Here is a 16,943-nt window from a genome sequence, read left to right as displayed (position 1 = left end):
ACACGGCCGTCGCCACACTCACGGCGACGGAACGAACGCTGCGTAACATCGGCACCTTCCGCCCGAGGTGCAGACGATGGCGACGATCAAGGCCTGGGCGGCACAGTCCGCCGGTGAACGACTGCAGCCGTTCGAGTACGACCCGGGACCACTCGGTGCGGAAGACGTCGAGATCGCCATCGAGCACTGCGGCATCTGCCATTCCGACCTGTCGATGCTCGACAACGAATGGGGCATGACGAGCTATCCGTTCGTGCCTGGGCACGAAGGCGTCGGCCGTGTCGTGGCGATGGGAGCGGAGGCGAAAGGACTGGCGCTCGGCCAGCGCGTGGGCATCGGCTGGAATGCCTACAGCTGTCTGCATTGCGAACAGTGCATCGCCGGCCGTCATCACCTGTGCAGCGCGGTGGTCGGCACCATCACCGGGCGCCACGGCGCGTTCGCCGACAAGGTCCGCTGCCACTGGGTATGGGCGGTACCTATTCCCGACGCCCTGCCCTTCGCCGAAGTCGGACCGTTGTTGTGCGGCGGCATCACCGTGTACGCGCCGCTCGAACTGCTGGGCATTCGTCCGACCAGCCGCGTTGGCGTGTTCGGCATTGGCGGCCTGGGGCACATGGCGCTGAAGTTCTGCCGCGCCTGGGGCTGCGAAGTCACGGCCTTCACCTCCAGCGATTCCAAGGCCGAGGAAGCGCGCGCCTTCGGTGCGCATCGCGTCGTGTCCAGTCGCGACAGCGCGGCGATCAAGGCGCTGGCCGGAACGCTCGATCTGATCATCGACACCGTCAACGTGCCGCTGGACTGGCCGGCGCTGCTCACCGCGCTGGCGCCGAACGGCCGCCTGCATGTGGTGGGCGCGGTGCTGGAGCCGATCCCGGTCGTCGCGTTCGCGCTGATCTCCGGGCAGAAGAGCGTGTCGGGCTCGCCCACCGGATCGCGCGGCACGATCGACGCGATGCTCGGCTTCGCTGCGCGTCACGGCATCGCGCCGCAGACCGAGCACTTCCCGATGAGTCGGGTCAACGACGCGCTGGATCACCTGCGCGGGGGCAAGGCGCGTTATCGCATCGTGCTGGATGCGTGATTGCGCGAAGTTGGGGATAAGTGCTCGACGCTTCCACGCTTCACAAATCTTTACCAGACGGAAAGAGTAGCCATACACGCCTCCCCTACCTTGCGGGCCAGCACGACGATCCCCGTCATGCGTCCTCAAGGAAACGCCTGTGATGCTCTCCGAAGCCACGCTGGACCCGGTCACGCTGACCAGCCGGCCCATCCCCACGCACACCCGGTCGGCGGGCATGGCCATTGCTGCCGCCACGATCATTTCCACCGTCTTCGTAGCCCTCGATAGCGGCGGTGGCGGCACGACGCCGATGGAAATCCTCCGGGGGATCGCCAGACTGCAGGCACAAAAGGAATTGGTGCACGGCGTGGCGATCGCGAGCGTATGCGCTTACGCCTTCGGCTACGCCAGCCTGGCCCGGCGCCTGGATCTGCACCGTCCGCAGGTTCTGGCGGGGCTGGTGGTTTATCTGCTTGGCTGCGTTGCCATGATCGGAGCGACGGTGCTGGACGGTTTCGTCACGCCACATGTCGCCATGGATGCGATTGCCGGTTCTCCCGAACGCGTTCGCTTCGGTTACGACTTCATCCATTACCTCGGCTTGGTTCTCAACGACCTGGCCAAGCTGGGGTGGGTGCTGCAGGCGGTCGGAACGCTGGCGTGGTCGTTCGCATTGCTGCGGTCGCGTGGCTCGAATCGCGTCGTCGGAGCGATCGGCCTGTTGTCGAGCGCAGCCGTGTGTGCGGCGGTGCTGCTGTCGCCCACCAGCATGACCATGACCGCGATCCTCAGTGTGCTGCTGGCACAGTTGACCTGGAATCTCGCGGCCGCGGTGTGGTTGATGCGGAAGGCGAACGCCTGAGCTCCGAGTGGTACGGCGACGGCGTGAGGCAGTCGTTTCAAAGAGCAACGGAACGGAGGCAATTAAGAGTTCTCAATTGCCTCCGTCCCTTTTGCCTGGGCATCCAACGGCCTACGCCTACCGCAGTCTGCCCGTGCGATTTGGTCGGATGCTGGGCTGATGGAGCTAACCCAGCCGACGGCCCTTCTGACCCCGGTCTTGCCACATTCGTCCTAGCCTCATCAGGCGATGTCGCCGGATTCCCATGCTCCCGTAGAGTTGAATCGGCGCGGGCCAGGCAGCGTTGGGAGCGGCACGATGCACACGGTTGCGGATCGCTACGACGACATCGACGAGATGCTGGATGCCCTGATCGACGGGATCGACGCCTTCGGTGGAGGCATCCCGCTGCGGCCGCCCGGGCGCTGTACCGAGGCACGGCATCGCGCACTGCAGGCTCCGGTTCATCCCCTGTGTGATGACGTCGCTCGCACCTGTGATGGCCTGACCGGCTGCCACAGCATCAGCCAGCGCATTCTCCGCAACTCGCTGTGCATCGACGCGCGCGCGCGAGTCAACCGCGAATGCTTCGACGGCGGCGATCGCGACCATCGCAGGGTCGAGCATGACGCGCGACGAACCGCGCAACGCTGCCGTCAGCGATGGCGGGAACTTGGCTGCCACCAACGTCCGCGCACGCGTCGCAACGTGCTCAGGTTCGACTAGGGAACTGGGCTCCCCGCGGCTGGGGATAAGCCGCGTAGGCTGGGTTGGCTCCATCAACCCAGCATAGGGCGCAATAGCAGCGATTCCGGCTGGGTTGATTAGGCCAACCCAGCCTACGGGCTCGGGTGCGCCTCGCTTACCCGGGCTGCGCGGGCCATGAACCTTTTTCGCCCGACGGGGTCGGACTCGGCGCAACACGCCGTTCCCCATCTTCCCAAGGAGAGGTTCATGTCACTGCGTGGCCGCGTCATCGCAATGTCCTGTTTGATCTGCATCTCCAGCGCCGCGCTTGGTGCCGCTACAGTCGCCGATAGTGCCGGCGTGCGGGAGGCGGAGAACCGCTGGAGCGAAGCCTTCATCACCGGCGATACCGCCGCGCTCGCCGTCTTGCTGGATGCCGACTACGTTTCGGTCAGCACCACCGGCCATGCCCGCACCAAGGCGGAGATCCTGCAATTGGCCAGCAACTACGCCAAAGCCCACCCGGGCGACCATGCCAAGCCCTTGTCGCCCACCTCCACTATTCGCGTGATCGGCAATTCCGCGGTCGTGCAACACCACGGCGACACTGACAGGTCCGTCGACGTCTTCTATTTCCGCGACGGCCGCTGGCACGCCTGGTATTCGCAGCATTCCAAGCTGGAAAACTGACATAACGCAGCAATCGCGTTTAGGACAAAGGGGTCGGAGGTAATTAATAGCTCCTAATTACCTCCGCTCCATTTTTTCGCTAATCCGTAAAGCTTCCGATCACCCGATTACGCGCCAGGCTCCAACCGGACGACTCGATACCGGCGCGGGCGGCGTCAGCGCTCTGCACCGTGGATTCCCACAGGATTTCGGTGAAGTTGAGCTTGAACTGCTCCGTCGGCATATCATCCGAATGCGATTGAAATTGGATCTCGCTGATCAACGCATCGCGCAGATGGAACGAGAGAATATTCGCCGTCTTGTCGCCGAAGTTGCGCAGGATATGAATCTTGGTCGGCTGGTCCTTGCCCTTACCCAGCGGCTCAGCGCGCAGACATAACTCGTAAAACTTTACCGAGGTCTTGTCGACGTACTTCACGCAAGTGAAGTCGGTGATGATCGGGCGGCCCGAGGTGCGCGCCGAGTTACTGACATCGGTCGTGACCTGTTGCTTCACGCCTTGATGCACCGACACCAACTCGATGCAGTGGCCGAATTGCTTGGCGATCGGATCGTCCAGACCGTAGGCGGGACCGCCCGGGGCGGCGTCGGCGGCCCAGCTGTTGGTGTCGTCGCCTCCGAAAATCGTCTTGTTACCCGGCTGTAGCAGTATCAAATCCATGACGTTGTCCTTACGGGATCTAATCCCAGCGTGTGGCGTTCTTTGGAAATCCGGGCCGCTGAACTCGAACGACGCAGAAGCGCTGCCCCGTGGGAGCCTGCATCACGACCCAGCGTTCCAGGCGGTCAACCACTTGGGCACCCAGCGCTTCCAGACGTGCAACCTCGGCAGATATATCGTCGGTTTCGATGTCGATGTGGACACGACTCTCATGCTCGACGCGCTGGATCTGGACGATGGGCTCATCGGGAGGCGTTTCCAGCATGCGGTAATTGCCGCGAGTGCCGGGATGATCGAGATCTACCTTGCGACCTAGTGCATCGGCCCAGAACTTGGCCGCCTGATCGACATCGGACACCTGGCAGTCAATCAAAAGTGCGCAAAGACGGGAGTGGTGCATCGTAGGCTCCTTGCAAAACGGGATTACGCGGATTCAACGCAGGGTCCAAATGAACCTGACCCCTTTGTCACGAACGGACCCTCGCATGTGCACGCACCGGAAACGTGCCCATGCCAGCGACTTTCGGCGGCACGGCCCAGAAGCTGAAGCCCTGATTTGGCAGCCTTGATAACCCGGTCAGGTGCTCGACGATCGGGATGCCGGCGCCGAGCAGCACGGAATGCACCGGCCGCTCGCCACCGGAAATGTCGTCGATATTGAAGGAATCGATGCCCACCAGCTCCGCGCCGTTGTCACGCAGATGCTGGGCCGCTTTCTCCGTCAGGAAGGGATGTCCTTCGAAGTAGGCATCGGTACGCCAGTGGCGGTCCCATCCGGTCTGGACAAGCACGGCCTTGCCTTTGACATCGGTCGCTGCGAACGCGTGCCAATCGATTGCGCGTCCTTCGAACCCCTCGAGCCGGACCACGACCCCGGGCAGACCTGACGCTTTCGCTAGCGGCAGACCGGCCAGGTCATGGCCGTGCGCATAGCGGTGGAACGGCGTGTCGATATAGGTGCCGGTATTGGCGACCATATCGATGCGCCCGATCTGGAACTCGGTGCCCTCCGCATAGGCCGCGCGGGATTGTTCGCGCGAAAGGTGATCGCAAATCAGCGGGGCGGGCAGGCCCTTGTAGGTGATCATGCCGTCTTCGATCGTGTGGCTCAGGTCGATCAGTTCGGCATGATCGCTGGCCTCATCGGCGTCGACGACGTTGATGGCGCGCTTGTGTCGTTCCTCGATGATCCGTTTGTTGAGGATGCGCACCTCACCGACCATCAACAGGCGCAGGTCCTGGATGATGTAGGCAGCCAGCGCATCGTTGTCGATATCGTCGCCATCGATGTCCAGGCGGAATCCCTGGCCCTGGATGCCTCCTCCGTTGGAAAAGTCGACCTCGAAGTCGAAACAAGCACGTCTGTCAGTCATTTCTCTCGTGTCCGGTTTGGGTGTCAGTGCCCGCGCACGGTTGTCGGCGCGTGTCAGTGGTCAACTGCGGATCGAAGTCGTGGTTCGGCGCGGCAATAGCGCAAGTCGCACCCGGCTTCACGACCCGGAACATACGACAGCATCCAGGATGTTCAATCCTCCAACCGATGGGGCAGTGTTCTGCACTTGAATCCAATGGTGCGCAAAGTGCACCTGCATCCGCGTGCGGCACCTGGGCGGCGACCTTCCTAAAGTCGACTCTGACCCCGGTTTGCGCCCTTTTGATCGATTGCGCCCCACGAGGTCTGTTTCATTGAATCACTGCTGTTGCGTATGGGGACAACACCCACCACCCCAGGGTTTCGTAAAGCTTGCGGCCGTCCTCCGTCGCAACAAGGAGCTGCGGCGCCGCAGGAGATCTGCGAAGCGCACCTAGAGCGCTCATGACGCTCGCCCCCAATCCCTTCCTGCGATGGCCAACGGCGGTTTCAATCCGGTCATAGACGAACACACCGGCTGCTTCGGCCGCATGGCCACGGGCCGCCAGACTGCCATCGGCTGCAAAAACGGCCGCACAGATGTTCGAACCCATCTCTTCGCACCTGATCACGTAGCCGTCCGACAACGGTTTCGCGTCCGTCTGTGCCGATCCGGCTCGCATGAAGTAGCGCGTCGGCTGGATCTTCCACTGCGGCGGCAGCGCGTTGCGCAGATCTTGCTCGGCGCCGCACAGCTTCAGAAAGTGGCGGTCTGCAGTGAGCTCACGTCCGAGTTCACTCAGGCCTTCGCAGACCTCGGGGAATACCCAGCGACACACCTCGTCCTTGGAACTCGTGTCGACCCGGAACCCGCCCCGGTCTGGCACGGGGAGCGGAAGATCACGAGCCACTGATCGCGCGGTGAGCCAAGCCAGAAGCAACGAGTGATCAATGGGAGTTCTCGGCATAACAAGGATGTTAGAAACAGGGGCCAGAGTTCCTTTCTCCGGTAAAGGGTCAGGCGCACTTTCAGTCGATGCGTAAATGAACCTGACCCCTTTTATCGGCCGGCTGGGTCAGTGGGGCCAACCCAGCCTGCCGGACAGATCAATCACTTCAGCAGCTTGAAGGCGTGCGACCACTCGCCACGCAGAAATCCGGGAATGCACCACAGGATGCACAGCGGCTCGATGACGCGTGCGGCTTCAGCCTTGCCCATGTCGGCAACCTCCCAGCCAAATTGATCCAGGAGACCACCGACCGTCTGCTTGGCCGCATCATCGTTGCCGCAAATGAACATCGTCGGCTTGCCATCGGTGAACTGCGGATCGACCATGCGGTTACTTCCGACGGAATTGAACGCCTTCACAAAACGGAGGGCTTGGAATTCGCCCTGCAGGCGCTCCATCAGCGAATCATCGGAACCCGTGAAGAACTTCAAAACACCGTTGCTGGGCGGCGCATCAGCGATCGGATTGGTCGTGTCGATCACCGGCTTCCCCACCAGATTGGCCGCACCCGCTGCGCGCAGGACGTCCGCCGCCGCGCTGCCTTTCACTGCCAGGACAACGACTTCGCCGAAGGCGGCCGTTGCCTCGAAACTGCCGACATGGCCACCCGGGTTCTGCGCGCCCCATTCGGCCAACTTCGCGCTGTCGCGCGTGCCCACCATGACTTCATGGCCATGATTGATAAAACCGGTGGCCAATGTCTTGGCGACTTCACCGGATCCAAGAACGCCTATCTTCATCAAATTCTCCATCGGGACAAACAGCGAGACCGAGCAGAGCCCTCTATCGGGTCTGCTGCATTGATTTTCAGGCATGGAGTCAACGAGCGCATATGAAACAAGTAAAGGTTCCAGGTTCGATGAAATCGAACCTGGAACCTTTTCGCTCGCCCATAGGCGTAGCGCTGCCTGAGTGACTGATCATGCGTGCTACTGTTCTCGTGGTTCTCGTCTTTATGGAGGAAGAAGATGCGCGTCACGAAGATCTTGCGGTTCGTTGCCGTCGGCGGGGTAATTCTGTCGGGCTCGGTTCTGTCGGGCACCGCGCTTGGTTCGGGTACGTATGACCTGTACTGTCGCGGCCCACTCGTCGTCGAATCAGGCGGAATCTACGGTGGGTTCACGGCGACGTTCACCCGCACCCTGAGCTCGGCCGGGCCCAATGGGGGATCGTTGGCCCCTGGACAGTGCGCCTGGGGCGATCGCGGCGTATCGACGGGTGAACCGAATCGCATCAACATCGCCAGCCACATCGCCGCGACCTATTCGCCCGCAGATGCGACCCTGCAGAACATCTACGACCGTCTGGCAGTTCGCCATTCGTCCGACCGTCTCGGCGATGGCGCGATCAGCATGCTCACTCGCAGCGACTACGTCGTGATTCTGCCTGGCGCCAGCAACGGGTCGACGATTCTGGTCGACACCGATAGCGCACGTATCAAGTACGTGCCTCGTTAGTTTTTGAGAGTGACAAAGGGGACGGAGGCAATTAGCAGGTCCTAATTGCCTCCGTCCCCTTTTGATCCGGATCCCGTTTTCGGGACAGTTCACGTCATTTCTTAGAATGGCACTCTGACACCGTTCTTCGTTCTGCTGCAGTTTTCAGGAACTAACGCGCGTCGTCGACCCGATGCAGGAATTTCAGCAGCCCGGCGAAATAGGCCTGCTGGTCGTCGTAGAAGGCCGCGTGGCTGCCATTGGCCAGGTAGAGATACTCGCCGTGCGGCAGGCGCCGGCTCATCATCTTCATCCACGTCGGGTCCATCGTGTCGTACCGCGCGCCGATGACGAGCGTGGGGACGGTGATCTTCGCGAGGTCCGCGGTGCGATCCCAGTCGGCGAGGACGCCGCTGGCGCCGAGTTCGCTTGGACCCTGCATCGGCACATAGACCTTGCGGTTGAGATGTTTGACGAAGCCACGCAGCACCGGCTCCGGCCACTCGGCGATCGGACGACGCAGGAAATGGTTTTCGTAGTGCGGGACGAGCAGTTCCTCGAAGCGCGGGTTGGCGTAGTCCTTCGCCGCGTCGAGCCGGCGCAGTTCGGCGAGCGCCGCCGGATCGAGCTGCGGCATGAGCACCTCATTCGCGTATCGGTTGTATGCGGGGATGCTCGACATCATGTTGGAGATCACCAGGCCCTTGAGGTGCCCCGGATACTTGAGCGCGTACTCGATCGCGAGCAGGCCGCCCCACGAGTGGCCGAGCAGGTAGAAGTTGTCCTGGTCGAGGCCTAGCGCCTGGCGGACCTGCTCTACTTCATCGACGTAGCGATCGATCGTCAGCAGCCGCGGATCGTCGGGCTGATCGCTGTAGTAGGAGCCGAGTTGGTCGTAGTAGTAGTACTCGACGCCGTCAGCAGGCAGGAACGAATCGAACACCTCGAACGCCTCGTGCGTCGCCCCTGGCCCACCGTGCAGCAGCAGGAGCTTGATGCGGGGGTTGTTGCCGACGCGACGGGTCCACACGCGGAAGTCGCCTGCGGGCGTGTGGATGGGGATCATGCGCACCCCGCCTTGCCAGGCGTCGGCATGGTTGGCGTTCGCGTGGTAGGCGCGCAGCGTGGGCGGGTCGGCGGCGAGGACGGGCGAGACGAACAGCAAACCGAGCGACAGCGCAAACAGGAACCGGAGCATGGCGTACTCCACGGGTGCGTGCGTCGGGAAAGTCTAGCGTCGTAGAGGTCAGGCATGGCCTGCCGACGCGTTGCCCAGGGACACCCTAGCCCTCACCCGGGTGGAATCGCCTTCGTTACGAAGTGCGCGGCGCTGGAAAGTCGACTCTGACCCGAGTTTTTGGTCCTGAAAAGTCGACTCTGACCCCTGTTATTCGGCGGGCCGTGCGCCTCTTCCATAGTTGCGTTGCGTAGTCGCGCGACTTTGCGCGAACTCCGGGAAGATCTCCGCTATCGGCGCCGCATCCGGCAAGATGTAGAACACCCCGCCCCGCTCGAACGTCGGACGGATGATCCCCTCGTAAAACTCGGGCGAGACGTTGATGCAGCCATGAGTGATGCGGTTGTCGTCCGGCGCAGGCGATGCAAGGCGTTCGGCGCGCCTCTCGGCCGGGACGCCAGTAGCGGTAGGGTGGATGGAGACCGCGGATTCGTAGTCCACCCACAGCACGCGCCCAGCGTCGATTGACGGACCGAAACCGCCCACAAAGCGACCAGCAGGCGTCGTGCGATCTCGGCCCGGAATCTCGCGAAGCGCGAGACCGGCGATGCCGGGGGCCGTATGGTCGCCGATCGCCGAGCCAAAGAGCCCAGGTGCCGCGCCGCGAAGCCGGCCGTCGCCGCCGAACACCAAGATCTGTGCGGCGGCCTTGTCTATGACCGCGAACGGATAGCCTTGGCTGTCCTTGGTTGCGACAACCCAGCCCGCGAGCTCAATCACGGTGCCGGACACCTCTTGACCTCGCGGAAGCTGGTCGACGGCGGCGACCGGTTGCGCGGCGGCATCCTCGGCGCTGGCCACGCGGAAGCTCGCGAACGCCAGCACCAGTGCCAGCGCACCATTAACGGCCCGGATCGCAGGGTGTGTGCGCGTACGGATGGGACGGCTCCTTACGAAGACTGGGTGAAGATAAGGAGACCGGTGGCCAGCAAAGGCCACCGGGTCCTGGTTCGGCAAGAGCGACTAACCGCGCGGCTTGCGGCGCGGCGCCGCTTCAAGCTGCTGGACGCGGGTTTCCATTTGATCCAGCCGTTGGTTGGCCTGCTGCGCGGACTGATTGGCGGATTCGGCGCTCTGGGCTGCACCCTGCACCTTCGCGTCGAGCTGATCGAGTCGGGAGTTGATCGTTGCAAACTCGTCTTTATAGGTGGCGCAGGCGCCAAGGCTCAGGGCGATGATCGCCACGCCGAGCGTACGTGCCGTCATCAAGTTTTGTTTGGTCAGAAGCATTTCAATCCTCCTTCGTCTGGGGTATCGAAATATAGCGGCCTTTTTGCCGGGTTCATGAACCGCATACAGCTGACGTTGGAGTACGTCTATGGATTGTGAAGATGTGGCAGCTGTGCGAGTTGCAGCTTGAATCCATCAGCCTCCACGAAAACTCGCAGCATTTGATCGACTATCACAACCTTATCCGCAGCCCCCGAAAAGGGGACGGAGGTAATTAACAGCCCTTAATTACCTCCGTCCCCTTTTTGTCGTCCCCTTTTTTGTCTTTTCACACCATTTGGAGAATCTTCATGCGCGTTAGCTGTATGGCTATGTTGTCCGTCGCATTGCTTTCGACCCCGGTACTCGCCGGCCCGCCCAAGGTGGTCGTCCTGTCCCAATCCCGCAAACTTACCGACGATCCCAATGCCCCGCGCGCCATGCCCGACTGGGCGCAGTTGCAGGTGAAGCTGGAAGAACGCATCGATGCGATGCAGGAGCAGCTGACTGCCACGCAGCAGCAGCTGGCCACTACCCAGGCAGCGCTGGTGAAGGCGCAGGACGACATGCAGCAGCTGCAGACCCGACTGGCGACGCATACGCACAAGGTGAGGGTCGAGCACGTCGATTATGAAAACCGGCAATTCCTCCTCGACCGCACGGCTGTCACCCTCAGCGTCATCCGGGGGGTCGTTCCCGATCGGGAAACCACATATCCGCCGGATCCTTGAGCGGCGCCGGAGAGGTCTTAATTACCTCCGTCCCCTTTTCTCGATAGAAAGTTATGGGGTCAGGTTCGTTTTGCCGCTTGCAGGAACCTCGGACTGGAGGGACGAGACAATTAGCATCACTTAATTGCCTCCGTCCCCTTTAGTCCTGAGGCCATGGTTTACGTCGAGAGAAATACGCCGAGAGAAAGTCGACTCTGACCCTAGTTTTCCAGGGCCCCCTCTTTCGGAAAGGTGACTCTGACCCCTGTTTCCGCCTTGTCCTTGATTGCGGCGACCTTCCGTTTACTTCACAGACGCTGGGCTATGTCCAGCCGCTACCGCATCAATAAAGACCTGCCGGAACCGGCCTGACCATCACCGACTCACCACCCAACGGGGTACATGCGTGAAAAAAACATACTTGCTCGTTACTTGTCTGACCTTGGCGTTGCCCATGCTGTCACTGAGCATGAATGCCGAAGCCGCAGAGAAAGATAAGCGTGGCCCTCGCGGCGAACTGGTGTACCAGATCGTCATGAAATGGGGCAATCATGTCCAGGAAGCCTATCGCGCGAACGTGGGCAAATGGGCGTCCGACATGGCGCCGATCTTCGCCAAGGCGGATCTCGACACGTTGCGTCGTGCCGCGGACGCACGCAGTTTCGATGCGATGAACGAAGCGCTCATCGCCAACGGCGAGCGCAGCCGCCGTGCGCAGGATGTGTTGCTGGCCCAGTCGGGCCAGGTCGGGCCGAGCAGCCTCGGCGACCCCGACAACGATCTGGTGTTCGTGCCGATCAGCCCCTGCCGCATCTTCGATACCCGCCTCGCCGGCGGCGCGATCGCCGCCAACACCGTGCGCAGCTTCGACGTGACCGCGGTCAGCGATTACACCTTCCAGGGCGGTGCCTCCGGCGATTGCGACGGCGTGGGCGCTGCCGGTTCGTTCGCGGCGGCAGCCATCAACTTCACCTGGGTGACACCGATCAGTCAGGGCTACATCACCGCATTTCCATTTGGTGGGACACAACCGCTCGCCGCTACCGCGGTTTACCGCGCCGGCGACATCGCCAGCAACTTTGCCGTGGTCAAGCTCGACCAGGGCGCTTCTGCGAACGAGCTGAGCGTGTACTCATTCGCGCAGACCCATCTGGTTGGCGACATCGTTGGTTACTACATCAATCCGCAGCCGACCGCGCTGCAGTGCGTCGAGGTCGACGGCACGCCGCTCAATCTGGCGGCGGGGGCGGCCGGAAATGCGTTCGCGGGTGCGTGCCCCGCGGGCTACACGGCAGTCGAAACGCAGTGTCGTCCTTCCATCTTCGGCATGCGGGTCGCGGGCAGTTGGACGTCGCATTGCAACATGGTGAACGACAGCGCTTCGGCGGGAACAGTGACCGCGACCGCCCGCTGCTGTCGAGTGCCGGGTCGCCCATAAGACATGCACTACCGCCAAGCTCCGCGCCGGTAGACGCCCAACTATAAAAGGGTCAGGTTCATTTATAGCCAGCGCATAAAATGAACCTGTCCCCTTTTATTGTTTAGGCGCAAGTTACTTGACGACGACGTTCGTTCCCTGCGGCACCAGGTAGCATGCGGCTGCCTTCTGGCACGCTTCGGCTTGGATCTCGGCCAACTGGCGGGCAAGGTACTGCTCAGGCGACAGGCCCATCCTGTTGCGGTAGGCATTGTCGGCGTCGGCCTTGGCCTCCTGCTCAAGCTTGCGCTGCTGCTCGGCGATGGTGGCGGCGACCAGCGTCAGGTTGCGCTGCTGTTCGGCTGCTGTGTTGTTCATCTGCGCCAGCACGTTGTCATTCGGCTTTGCCTTGCCGAGGTTGACCGCCATCACTTCCACGCGAATGCCGGACGCCTTGATCAGCGCGCGCAATTGCTCGGTCACTTCCTGATCGACTTTCTCGGCCGCCACGGGGTCGGACATCATCTGCGCCATCTTCTCGGACTTGACCGCCTTGCGGACGATCGAGTTGTAGGGCGACACCACGTTGTTCTCCCACCACCGTGGACCGAAGCGCTTCAAGGTGTCCGCCGCATCGACGACGCGCAGCTGCACGCTGGTGTCGAAGTCGAGCAGGATGTTGTCCATCGACGAGAGGTCTTGGAACGATACGTGCAGGGTCTGCGGTGCGGTGGTGACGTAGATGATCGTGGTGGACGGCCACGTCATGTCACGACCTTCCGTAAGGACGTCGGACCGGATGCCCTCATGGCCAAAGAGGTACGGGCGATCCTGGTAGACGGCGACGTCACCCGGATCGGGCTGGGCGACAGTGCAGCCGATGCTGAAGACAGCTATGCACAGCAGGATGACGGGCATCATTAAACGACGAGCAGAAAACTTCACTTGATTACTTCTCTTTACGATTGCTTGTTGGTCCGGAGCGCCAACTATAAAAGGGTCAGGTTCGTTTACCGCCGACGCATAAATGAACCTGACCCCTTTATCGCTGTGACCCCGGTTTTCTTGTTTATAGCGGCGTCGAAGTCCTATTAAAAAATGTACTCTGACCCCTGTTTTTCCTCTAGCGGCATTTCAATCTGGGGCGCTTTCCTGGCTTCGAACTCTGAGCTGTGCCAATGCTCATGCAACTGCTCTTCCAGCCAATCGGCAACTTGCAAGCAATGCTCGTAAGACTCTAGGTAGTACTGCGTGCTAACTGGGACTTGCATGCCCGACCTCACCCGGGCGTGAGATCCGGACTTACGCACATAGACATCGTTTGCGATTCCGCGATTGTGAATGTAGATATCACGGGTGGCCTTGATCTCTACGTAGCAATGGAATGCGGGGCATTCCAGCAAATTAACGGAAAGCTGTTGCTCAATCACCTCGGCGAATTCGGCGGGTGACTTGTAGGAAAGCTCGTTTAGCAGCGCATCAGTCGCCCGTAGATGGACTTCATCTAGCGACGTCGCCTCCAGAATCGAATGGATAGGGATGGACCGCTTGCCGCCAATCTTGTGCGGATAGCGTACGACCACGGCTCTAAGCACGTCACTCAGCATGGCTTCGACGAGCGTAACCAGCTGAAGGATCCCATTGACACTCAACTGATGGAACGCCAAGAACTGATACTTTCCTAGCAATTGATCTTGCTTGTAGGTGCGCGTCGAAGATATTGCCGTCTTGTCTGCCTTGTACCCGATCGGAAAGGTCACTTGAATCTCTTGCTGCCCGCTCTCTTGCATGCCACGAGCTGCAATATCGAAGGCGCCATAAGTGAGCTGCACTAGCTCACCTTGATCAAACATTGACGCCCGAGCGGACGAGACGATCTGATTAAGCTGATTCCCAAGGTTAGTTGCGCCCATGCCTTTACCCCTTTAGCTGCAAAAAGGGTCAGGTTCATTTACAGCCGACGCGTAAATGAACCTGACCCCTTTATTCTTCGCGTAAATGAACCTGACCCCTTTATTCCCTCGCAGGTGCGGCTCGGAAACAGAGGTCAAGCAGGCTTCGTGATCGCTGAGAAAACGTACTCTGACCCTTCGACCCTTCCTTAAAACGTGCCCAGCCCCCTGCCTTCCCTATTTCGGCACGACAACTACATGAACCTCTATCGTTGCTTCTTTGCGGCTTAGGTCGCGCTCAAGTCCCACCGGATTGCGGATGTGATGATGCGGGTCATAAACCAAACACACCAACCGCTCACAATCTGGATGTGCGCGATACCGCTCTATGTCAACAATGAGCTGCTCGCCAATTTTCTTATCAGTAAGCGACTGACTCGCCATTTTCGCTTCGATAACCATCTTTTGCTGCTTGAGCAAAAAATCCAAGCGTGAGCTGGCCCCGCCTTTGCTTGGCGAATACTCTTCCGGGCGAACGTCATCAAAATCGAGCTTCAGGAGTGCATGCAACAAATCTTGAACGTCGTACTCGTCTTCGATCTCTAACGACGCACGCCCTCCATAGCGGCGTCGCAGCTGCGTGGCGACCGCATGGAATCGACTCGCAATCATCAGCACTCGATCGATTCCCGGAGGAGGCAACCCTTTCTTCGCAGGCTCGAGCCAAGGAAGCTTTTCGAGATCGCTCACTACCGCGCGTTGAAGATCGTTTATCCCATGCGAATAAAAGGATGTTTTGCTTGTCGAAATCTCAACACCACCGTCAACAGTGATATTGAGCTGACCGGTAATGAAGTCAGACACACCTCTAGAAAAGATGTGTTTCTCGACAGAGATCGTCGCATACCGCCAAGACTCCCGGTCTTGATGGGACGTTCGCGCATCCCACCCCTTCGCTCGACAGGTCCGCAGCACTGAAGTTAGCGCTTCATCCATGCGCATGCGCTGCTCGCCCGAATCAGAAGCATCTCCTTGACGTTCAGCAGATGCTGCTTTGGTGTGCTGCGCGCAATACCCCGAGCTACCAGCCTGTCTAGCACAGCGACGGCCGTCCCTGGTCTTGCCTTTGCAAGCGTTGCTAGAGCTAGTCGAATTCAGAGCCAAGCGCGATGCCTTACCCGCACTTGCTGTAACCACAGTTCAAACAAGTCGCACACCCATCCATGATCACCACCGCCTTGGTGGAGCACTTGTGGCACATGGTGGCCGACGGCGGGAAAGACGCGCCTTCGCCGGTGACTTCGATGACTTCTTCGGTGCGGGCTTCGGCATCGCTGCCGAGCGAGCGGCTTACTTCACTGTTTTTTTTTGCGCGCTCTTCGTAAACCTTGCGCTTCTCGGCGATGAGAGCGCGGGTGGCGTCGCTCATCTCGGGATCGTGCATCAGGCCGATCGACTTGAGGTGCTCTTCGACCACGGCGCCGATCTCGGCGACCAGCGAGGGCATGTAGACGCCGCCGGCCTTGAAGTAGCCGCCGCGCGGGTCGAACACGGCGCGCATCTCGTCGACCAGGAAGGTGACGTCGCCGCCCTTGCGGAACACGGCGGACATGATGCGGGTCAGGGCGACGATCCACTGGAAGTGGTCCATCGACTTGGAATTGATGAAGACCTCGAACGGGCGGCGCAGTTCGTGCTCGGTGCCCGGGTTGAGGACGATGTCGTTGATCGTCACGTACATGGCGTGTTCGACCAGCGGCGTTTTGATCTTGTAGGTGGAGCCGATCAGCACTTCGGGGCGCTCGACGCGCTCGTGCATCTGGATGACGTCAGCCATGGGCTTGGCTTCGGTCTCGGCGGCAGCGCGCGAGACGGACTCGGCCTTGATGGCTTCCTTGGCCTTGTCGTCGGCGGTTACGACGGCGTAGCCCTTGATCTTCTTTTCGATTTTGACGGTCATCGGCGTGATTCCTGGTGGTGCGTGGTGGCGCGCTCGCGGCGGCGCCAAGTGGTTCAGTGCGGTCACCGCGCCCGCGTGGGGCGCGGTGACCAATCGGGGCTTTCTATTCTGGTTACTTCGATTACTTCGGTACGGCCTCAGCGGAGCAAGCTCCGCTCTACAAAGTACTGCTTACTTGCGAGCGGCTTTCTTCGCGGCCTTCTTGGCCGGTCGACGTGCCGTCTTCTTCACTGCCTTCTTCGCCGCCTTCCTGGCGGGTGCCTTACGCGCGGCGGCTTTCTTGGTCGCCTTGCGTGCGGTCTTCTTGGCGGCCTTTTTTGCGACTTTCTTCGTCGCCTTCTTGGCAGCCTTCTTTGCGGTCTTCTTTGCAGCCTTCTTGGTTGCCTTCTTCGCGGCCTTCTTGCCGGCGACCTTCGCCCGCAGGGCGGAGGCTTCCTTCTTCGCCGCAGCCGAGGCGGATTCGAGCTTCTTCTTAGCCTTGGTGACGGCCTTCTTCGTCGCCTTCTTCGCCTTGCTCACGCGCTTCTTCACGGCCTTGGTGGCCGAGCTGGCGCGCTTCTTCACCGCCTTGACCACGGCCGTGTTGGCGATGGCGGTGCCGGCGTTGGATGCGGCTTCCTTCACGACTTCCGCCGCCTGCGACAGGGTCGACGTCACTCCATTCCCGTTGCTCATGTGCCCTCCTCGCGGGCGTTATGCCTTTGGTTCTTATCGGGACAAACAATTGGGACTGCGGTGTTGCGAAATTGATCCTATACCTGTGGGGCTTCGAAATC

At 60.8% G+C, this 16,943-nt stretch carries 20 protein-coding genes and 1 pseudogene; 7 read left to right on the top strand and 14 right to left on the bottom strand.

Annotated features, from left to right (window positions below):
• Window positions 1–76 precede the first annotated feature (76 nt).
• From ahr to ACYVGK_RS03260, 4 genes are all read left to right on the top strand, one after another.
• Complete coding sequence (gene ahr, locus ACYVGK_RS03275) at window positions 77–1,084, top strand: NADPH-dependent aldehyde reductase Ahr (RefSeq protein ID WP_460731798.1); 1,008 nt, start codon at window positions 77–79, stop codon at window positions 1,082–1,084.
• A gap of 142 nt (window positions 1,085–1,226) precedes the next feature.
• Window positions 1,227–1,928: a hypothetical protein gene (locus ACYVGK_RS03270; protein ID WP_460731796.1), complete on the top strand. Its 702-nt coding sequence runs from the start codon at window positions 1,227–1,229 to the stop codon at window positions 1,926–1,928.
• Between the two features lie 297 nt (window positions 1,929–2,225).
• A complete protein-coding gene (locus ACYVGK_RS03265; RefSeq protein WP_460731795.1) occupies window positions 2,226–2,633 on the top strand; it encodes a hypothetical protein in 408 nt (135 codons plus the stop codon).
• 228 nt (window positions 2,634–2,861) lie between these two features.
• Entirely contained in the window at window positions 2,862–3,284 is a 423-nt protein-coding gene (locus tag ACYVGK_RS03260) for a nuclear transport factor 2 family protein (protein WP_460731794.1), read from the top strand.
• 79 nt (window positions 3,285–3,363) lie between these two features.
• Here ACYVGK_RS03260 and ACYVGK_RS03255 read toward each other — a convergent pair whose 3' ends face one another.
• The 5 genes from ACYVGK_RS03255 to ACYVGK_RS03235 all read right to left on the bottom strand — a co-directional run bounded on the left by ACYVGK_RS03255 (window position 3,364) and on the right by ACYVGK_RS03235 (window position 7,046).
• Window positions 3,364–3,945, bottom strand: a complete 582-nt coding sequence (locus ACYVGK_RS03255) for an Hcp family type VI secretion system effector (RefSeq protein ID WP_460731793.1) — start codon at window positions 3,943–3,945, stop codon at window positions 3,364–3,366.
• A gap of 19 nt (window positions 3,946–3,964) precedes the next feature.
• Window positions 3,965–4,345, bottom strand: coding sequence for a VOC family protein (locus ACYVGK_RS03250; RefSeq protein WP_460731792.1), 381 nt, complete (start codon window positions 4,343–4,345; stop codon window positions 3,965–3,967).
• A gap of 67 nt (window positions 4,346–4,412) precedes the next feature.
• Window positions 4,413–5,318: a cyclase family protein gene (locus tag ACYVGK_RS03245; protein WP_460731791.1), complete on the bottom strand. Its 906-nt coding sequence runs from the start codon at window positions 5,316–5,318 to the stop codon at window positions 4,413–4,415.
• A 310-nt stretch (window positions 5,319–5,628) separates the two neighbouring features.
• Window positions 5,629–6,264, bottom strand: a complete 636-nt coding sequence (locus ACYVGK_RS03240) for a GNAT family N-acetyltransferase (protein ID WP_460731790.1) — start codon at window positions 6,262–6,264, stop codon at window positions 5,629–5,631.
• Between the two features lie 143 nt (window positions 6,265–6,407).
• A complete protein-coding gene (locus tag ACYVGK_RS03235) occupies window positions 6,408–7,046 on the bottom strand; it encodes an NADPH-dependent F420 reductase (RefSeq protein WP_460731789.1) in 639 nt (212 codons plus the stop codon).
• A 228-nt stretch (window positions 7,047–7,274) separates the two neighbouring features.
• Between ACYVGK_RS03235 and ACYVGK_RS03230 the strand changes: the two genes are divergently transcribed.
• Window positions 7,275–7,763, top strand: coding sequence for a hypothetical protein (locus ACYVGK_RS03230; protein WP_460731788.1), 489 nt, complete (start codon window positions 7,275–7,277; stop codon window positions 7,761–7,763).
• A gap of 151 nt (window positions 7,764–7,914) precedes the next feature.
• Here ACYVGK_RS03230 and ACYVGK_RS03225 read toward each other — a convergent pair whose 3' ends face one another.
• From ACYVGK_RS03225 to ACYVGK_RS03215, 3 genes are all read right to left on the bottom strand, one after another.
• On the bottom strand, window positions 7,915–8,940 hold the full coding sequence (locus ACYVGK_RS03225) for a proline iminopeptidase-family hydrolase (RefSeq protein ID WP_460731787.1): 1,026 nt from the start codon (window positions 8,938–8,940) through the stop codon (window positions 7,915–7,917).
• A gap of 189 nt (window positions 8,941–9,129) precedes the next feature.
• Entirely contained in the window at window positions 9,130–9,813 is a 684-nt protein-coding gene (locus ACYVGK_RS03220; RefSeq protein ID WP_460732438.1) for a hypothetical protein, read from the bottom strand.
• A 129-nt stretch (window positions 9,814–9,942) separates the two neighbouring features.
• On the bottom strand, window positions 9,943–10,209 hold the full coding sequence (locus ACYVGK_RS03215; RefSeq protein WP_460731786.1) for a hypothetical protein: 267 nt from the start codon (window positions 10,207–10,209) through the stop codon (window positions 9,943–9,945).
• A 305-nt stretch (window positions 10,210–10,514) separates the two neighbouring features.
• Between ACYVGK_RS03215 and ACYVGK_RS03210 the strand changes: the two genes are divergently transcribed.
• Both ACYVGK_RS03210 and ACYVGK_RS03205 read left to right on the top strand, forming a co-directional pair.
• A complete protein-coding gene (locus ACYVGK_RS03210; protein WP_460731785.1) occupies window positions 10,515–10,919 on the top strand; it encodes a hypothetical protein in 405 nt (134 codons plus the stop codon).
• Window positions 10,920–11,352: 433 nt separating this feature from the next.
• Complete coding sequence (locus tag ACYVGK_RS03205) at window positions 11,353–12,336, top strand: hypothetical protein (protein ID WP_460731784.1); 984 nt, start codon at window positions 11,353–11,355, stop codon at window positions 12,334–12,336.
• A gap of 114 nt (window positions 12,337–12,450) precedes the next feature.
• On the opposite strand, the gene ACYVGK_RS03200 is transcribed toward ACYVGK_RS03205, so the two are convergent.
• From ACYVGK_RS03200 to ACYVGK_RS03175, 6 genes and pseudogenes are all read right to left on the bottom strand, one after another.
• On the bottom strand, window positions 12,451–13,233 hold the full coding sequence (locus ACYVGK_RS03200) for an SPFH domain-containing protein (protein WP_460731783.1): 783 nt from the start codon (window positions 13,231–13,233) through the stop codon (window positions 12,451–12,453).
• Window positions 13,234–13,406: 173 nt separating this feature from the next.
• Window positions 13,407–14,228, bottom strand: a complete 822-nt coding sequence (locus ACYVGK_RS03195) for a hypothetical protein (protein ID WP_460731782.1) — start codon at window positions 14,226–14,228, stop codon at window positions 13,407–13,409.
• Window positions 14,229–14,444: 216 nt separating this feature from the next.
• Entirely contained in the window at window positions 14,445–15,203 is a 759-nt protein-coding gene (locus tag ACYVGK_RS03190) for a PD-(D/E)XK nuclease domain-containing protein (protein ID WP_460732437.1), read from the bottom strand.
• A 66-nt stretch (window positions 15,204–15,269) separates the two neighbouring features.
• Window positions 15,270–15,404, bottom strand: a pseudogene (locus ACYVGK_RS03185) (DUF5763 domain-containing protein); the annotation flags it as partial.
• On the bottom strand, window positions 15,382–16,167 hold the full coding sequence (locus ACYVGK_RS03180; protein ID WP_460731780.1) for a TSCPD domain-containing protein: 786 nt from the start codon (window positions 16,165–16,167) through the stop codon (window positions 15,382–15,384). The pseudogene ACYVGK_RS03185 and the gene ACYVGK_RS03180, both read right to left, overlap by 23 nt.
• Before the next feature lie 171 nt (window positions 16,168–16,338).
• On the bottom strand, window positions 16,339–16,842 hold the full coding sequence (locus ACYVGK_RS03175; protein WP_460731779.1) for a hypothetical protein: 504 nt from the start codon (window positions 16,840–16,842) through the stop codon (window positions 16,339–16,341).
• Window positions 16,843–16,943 lie beyond the last annotated feature (101 nt).

The organism is Lysobacter tyrosinilyticus (assembly GCF_054779815.1).
The sequence above is the reverse complement of the archived record's forward strand: the minus strand, read 5'-3'. Positions and strand labels throughout refer to the sequence as shown.

What these genes read in the sequence shown, in the direction of transcription:
- ahr (WP_460731798.1), top strand. Translation starts at nt 77, where the DNA reads ATGGCGACGATCAAGGCCTGGGCGGCACAGTCCGCCGGTGAACGACTG.
- ACYVGK_RS03270 (WP_460731796.1), top strand. Translation starts at nt 1,227, where the DNA reads ATGCTCTCCGAAGCCACGCTGGACCCGGTCACGCTGACCAGCCGGCCC.
- ACYVGK_RS03265 (WP_460731795.1), top strand. Translation starts at nt 2,226, where the DNA reads ATGCACACGGTTGCGGATCGCTACGACGACATCGACGAGATGCTGGAT.
- ACYVGK_RS03260 (WP_460731794.1), top strand. Translation starts at nt 2,862, where the DNA reads ATGTCACTGCGTGGCCGCGTCATCGCAATGTCCTGTTTGATCTGCATC.
- ACYVGK_RS03255 (WP_460731793.1), bottom strand. Translation starts at nt 3,945, where the DNA reads ATGGATTTGATACTGCTACAGCCGGGTAACAAGACGATTTTCGGAGGC.
- ACYVGK_RS03250 (WP_460731792.1), bottom strand. Translation starts at nt 4,345, where the DNA reads ATGCACCACTCCCGTCTTTGCGCACTTTTGATTGACTGCCAGGTGTCC.
- ACYVGK_RS03245 (WP_460731791.1), bottom strand. Translation starts at nt 5,318, where the DNA reads ATGACTGACAGACGTGCTTGTTTCGACTTCGAGGTCGACTTTTCCAAC.
- ACYVGK_RS03240 (WP_460731790.1), bottom strand. Translation starts at nt 6,264, where the DNA reads ATGCCGAGAACTCCCATTGATCACTCGTTGCTTCTGGCTTGGCTCACC.
- ACYVGK_RS03235 (WP_460731789.1), bottom strand. Translation starts at nt 7,046, where the DNA reads ATGAAGATAGGCGTTCTTGGATCCGGTGAAGTCGCCAAGACATTGGCC.
- ACYVGK_RS03230 (WP_460731788.1), top strand. Translation starts at nt 7,275, where the DNA reads ATGCGCGTCACGAAGATCTTGCGGTTCGTTGCCGTCGGCGGGGTAATT.
- ACYVGK_RS03225 (WP_460731787.1), bottom strand. Translation starts at nt 8,940, where the DNA reads ATGCTCCGGTTCCTGTTTGCGCTGTCGCTCGGTTTGCTGTTCGTCTCG.
- ACYVGK_RS03215 (WP_460731786.1), bottom strand. Translation starts at nt 10,209, where the DNA reads ATGCTTCTGACCAAACAAAACTTGATGACGGCACGTACGCTCGGCGTG.
- ACYVGK_RS03210 (WP_460731785.1), top strand. Translation starts at nt 10,515, where the DNA reads ATGGCTATGTTGTCCGTCGCATTGCTTTCGACCCCGGTACTCGCCGGC.
- ACYVGK_RS03205 (WP_460731784.1), top strand. Translation starts at nt 11,353, where the DNA reads ATGCTGTCACTGAGCATGAATGCCGAAGCCGCAGAGAAAGATAAGCGT.
- ACYVGK_RS03200 (WP_460731783.1), bottom strand. Translation starts at nt 13,233, where the DNA reads ATGCCCGTCATCCTGCTGTGCATAGCTGTCTTCAGCATCGGCTGCACT.
- ACYVGK_RS03195 (WP_460731782.1), bottom strand. Translation starts at nt 14,228, where the DNA reads ATGGGCGCAACTAACCTTGGGAATCAGCTTAATCAGATCGTCTCGTCC.
- ACYVGK_RS03190 (WP_460732437.1), bottom strand. Translation starts at nt 15,203, where the DNA reads ATGGATGAAGCGCTAACTTCAGTGCTGCGGACCTGTCGAGCGAAGGGG.
- ACYVGK_RS03180 (WP_460731780.1), bottom strand. Translation starts at nt 16,167, where the DNA reads ATGACCGTCAAAATCGAAAAGAAGATCAAGGGCTACGCCGTCGTAACC.
- ACYVGK_RS03175 (WP_460731779.1), bottom strand. Translation starts at nt 16,842, where the DNA reads ATGAGCAACGGGAATGGAGTGACGTCGACCCTGTCGCAGGCGGCGGAA.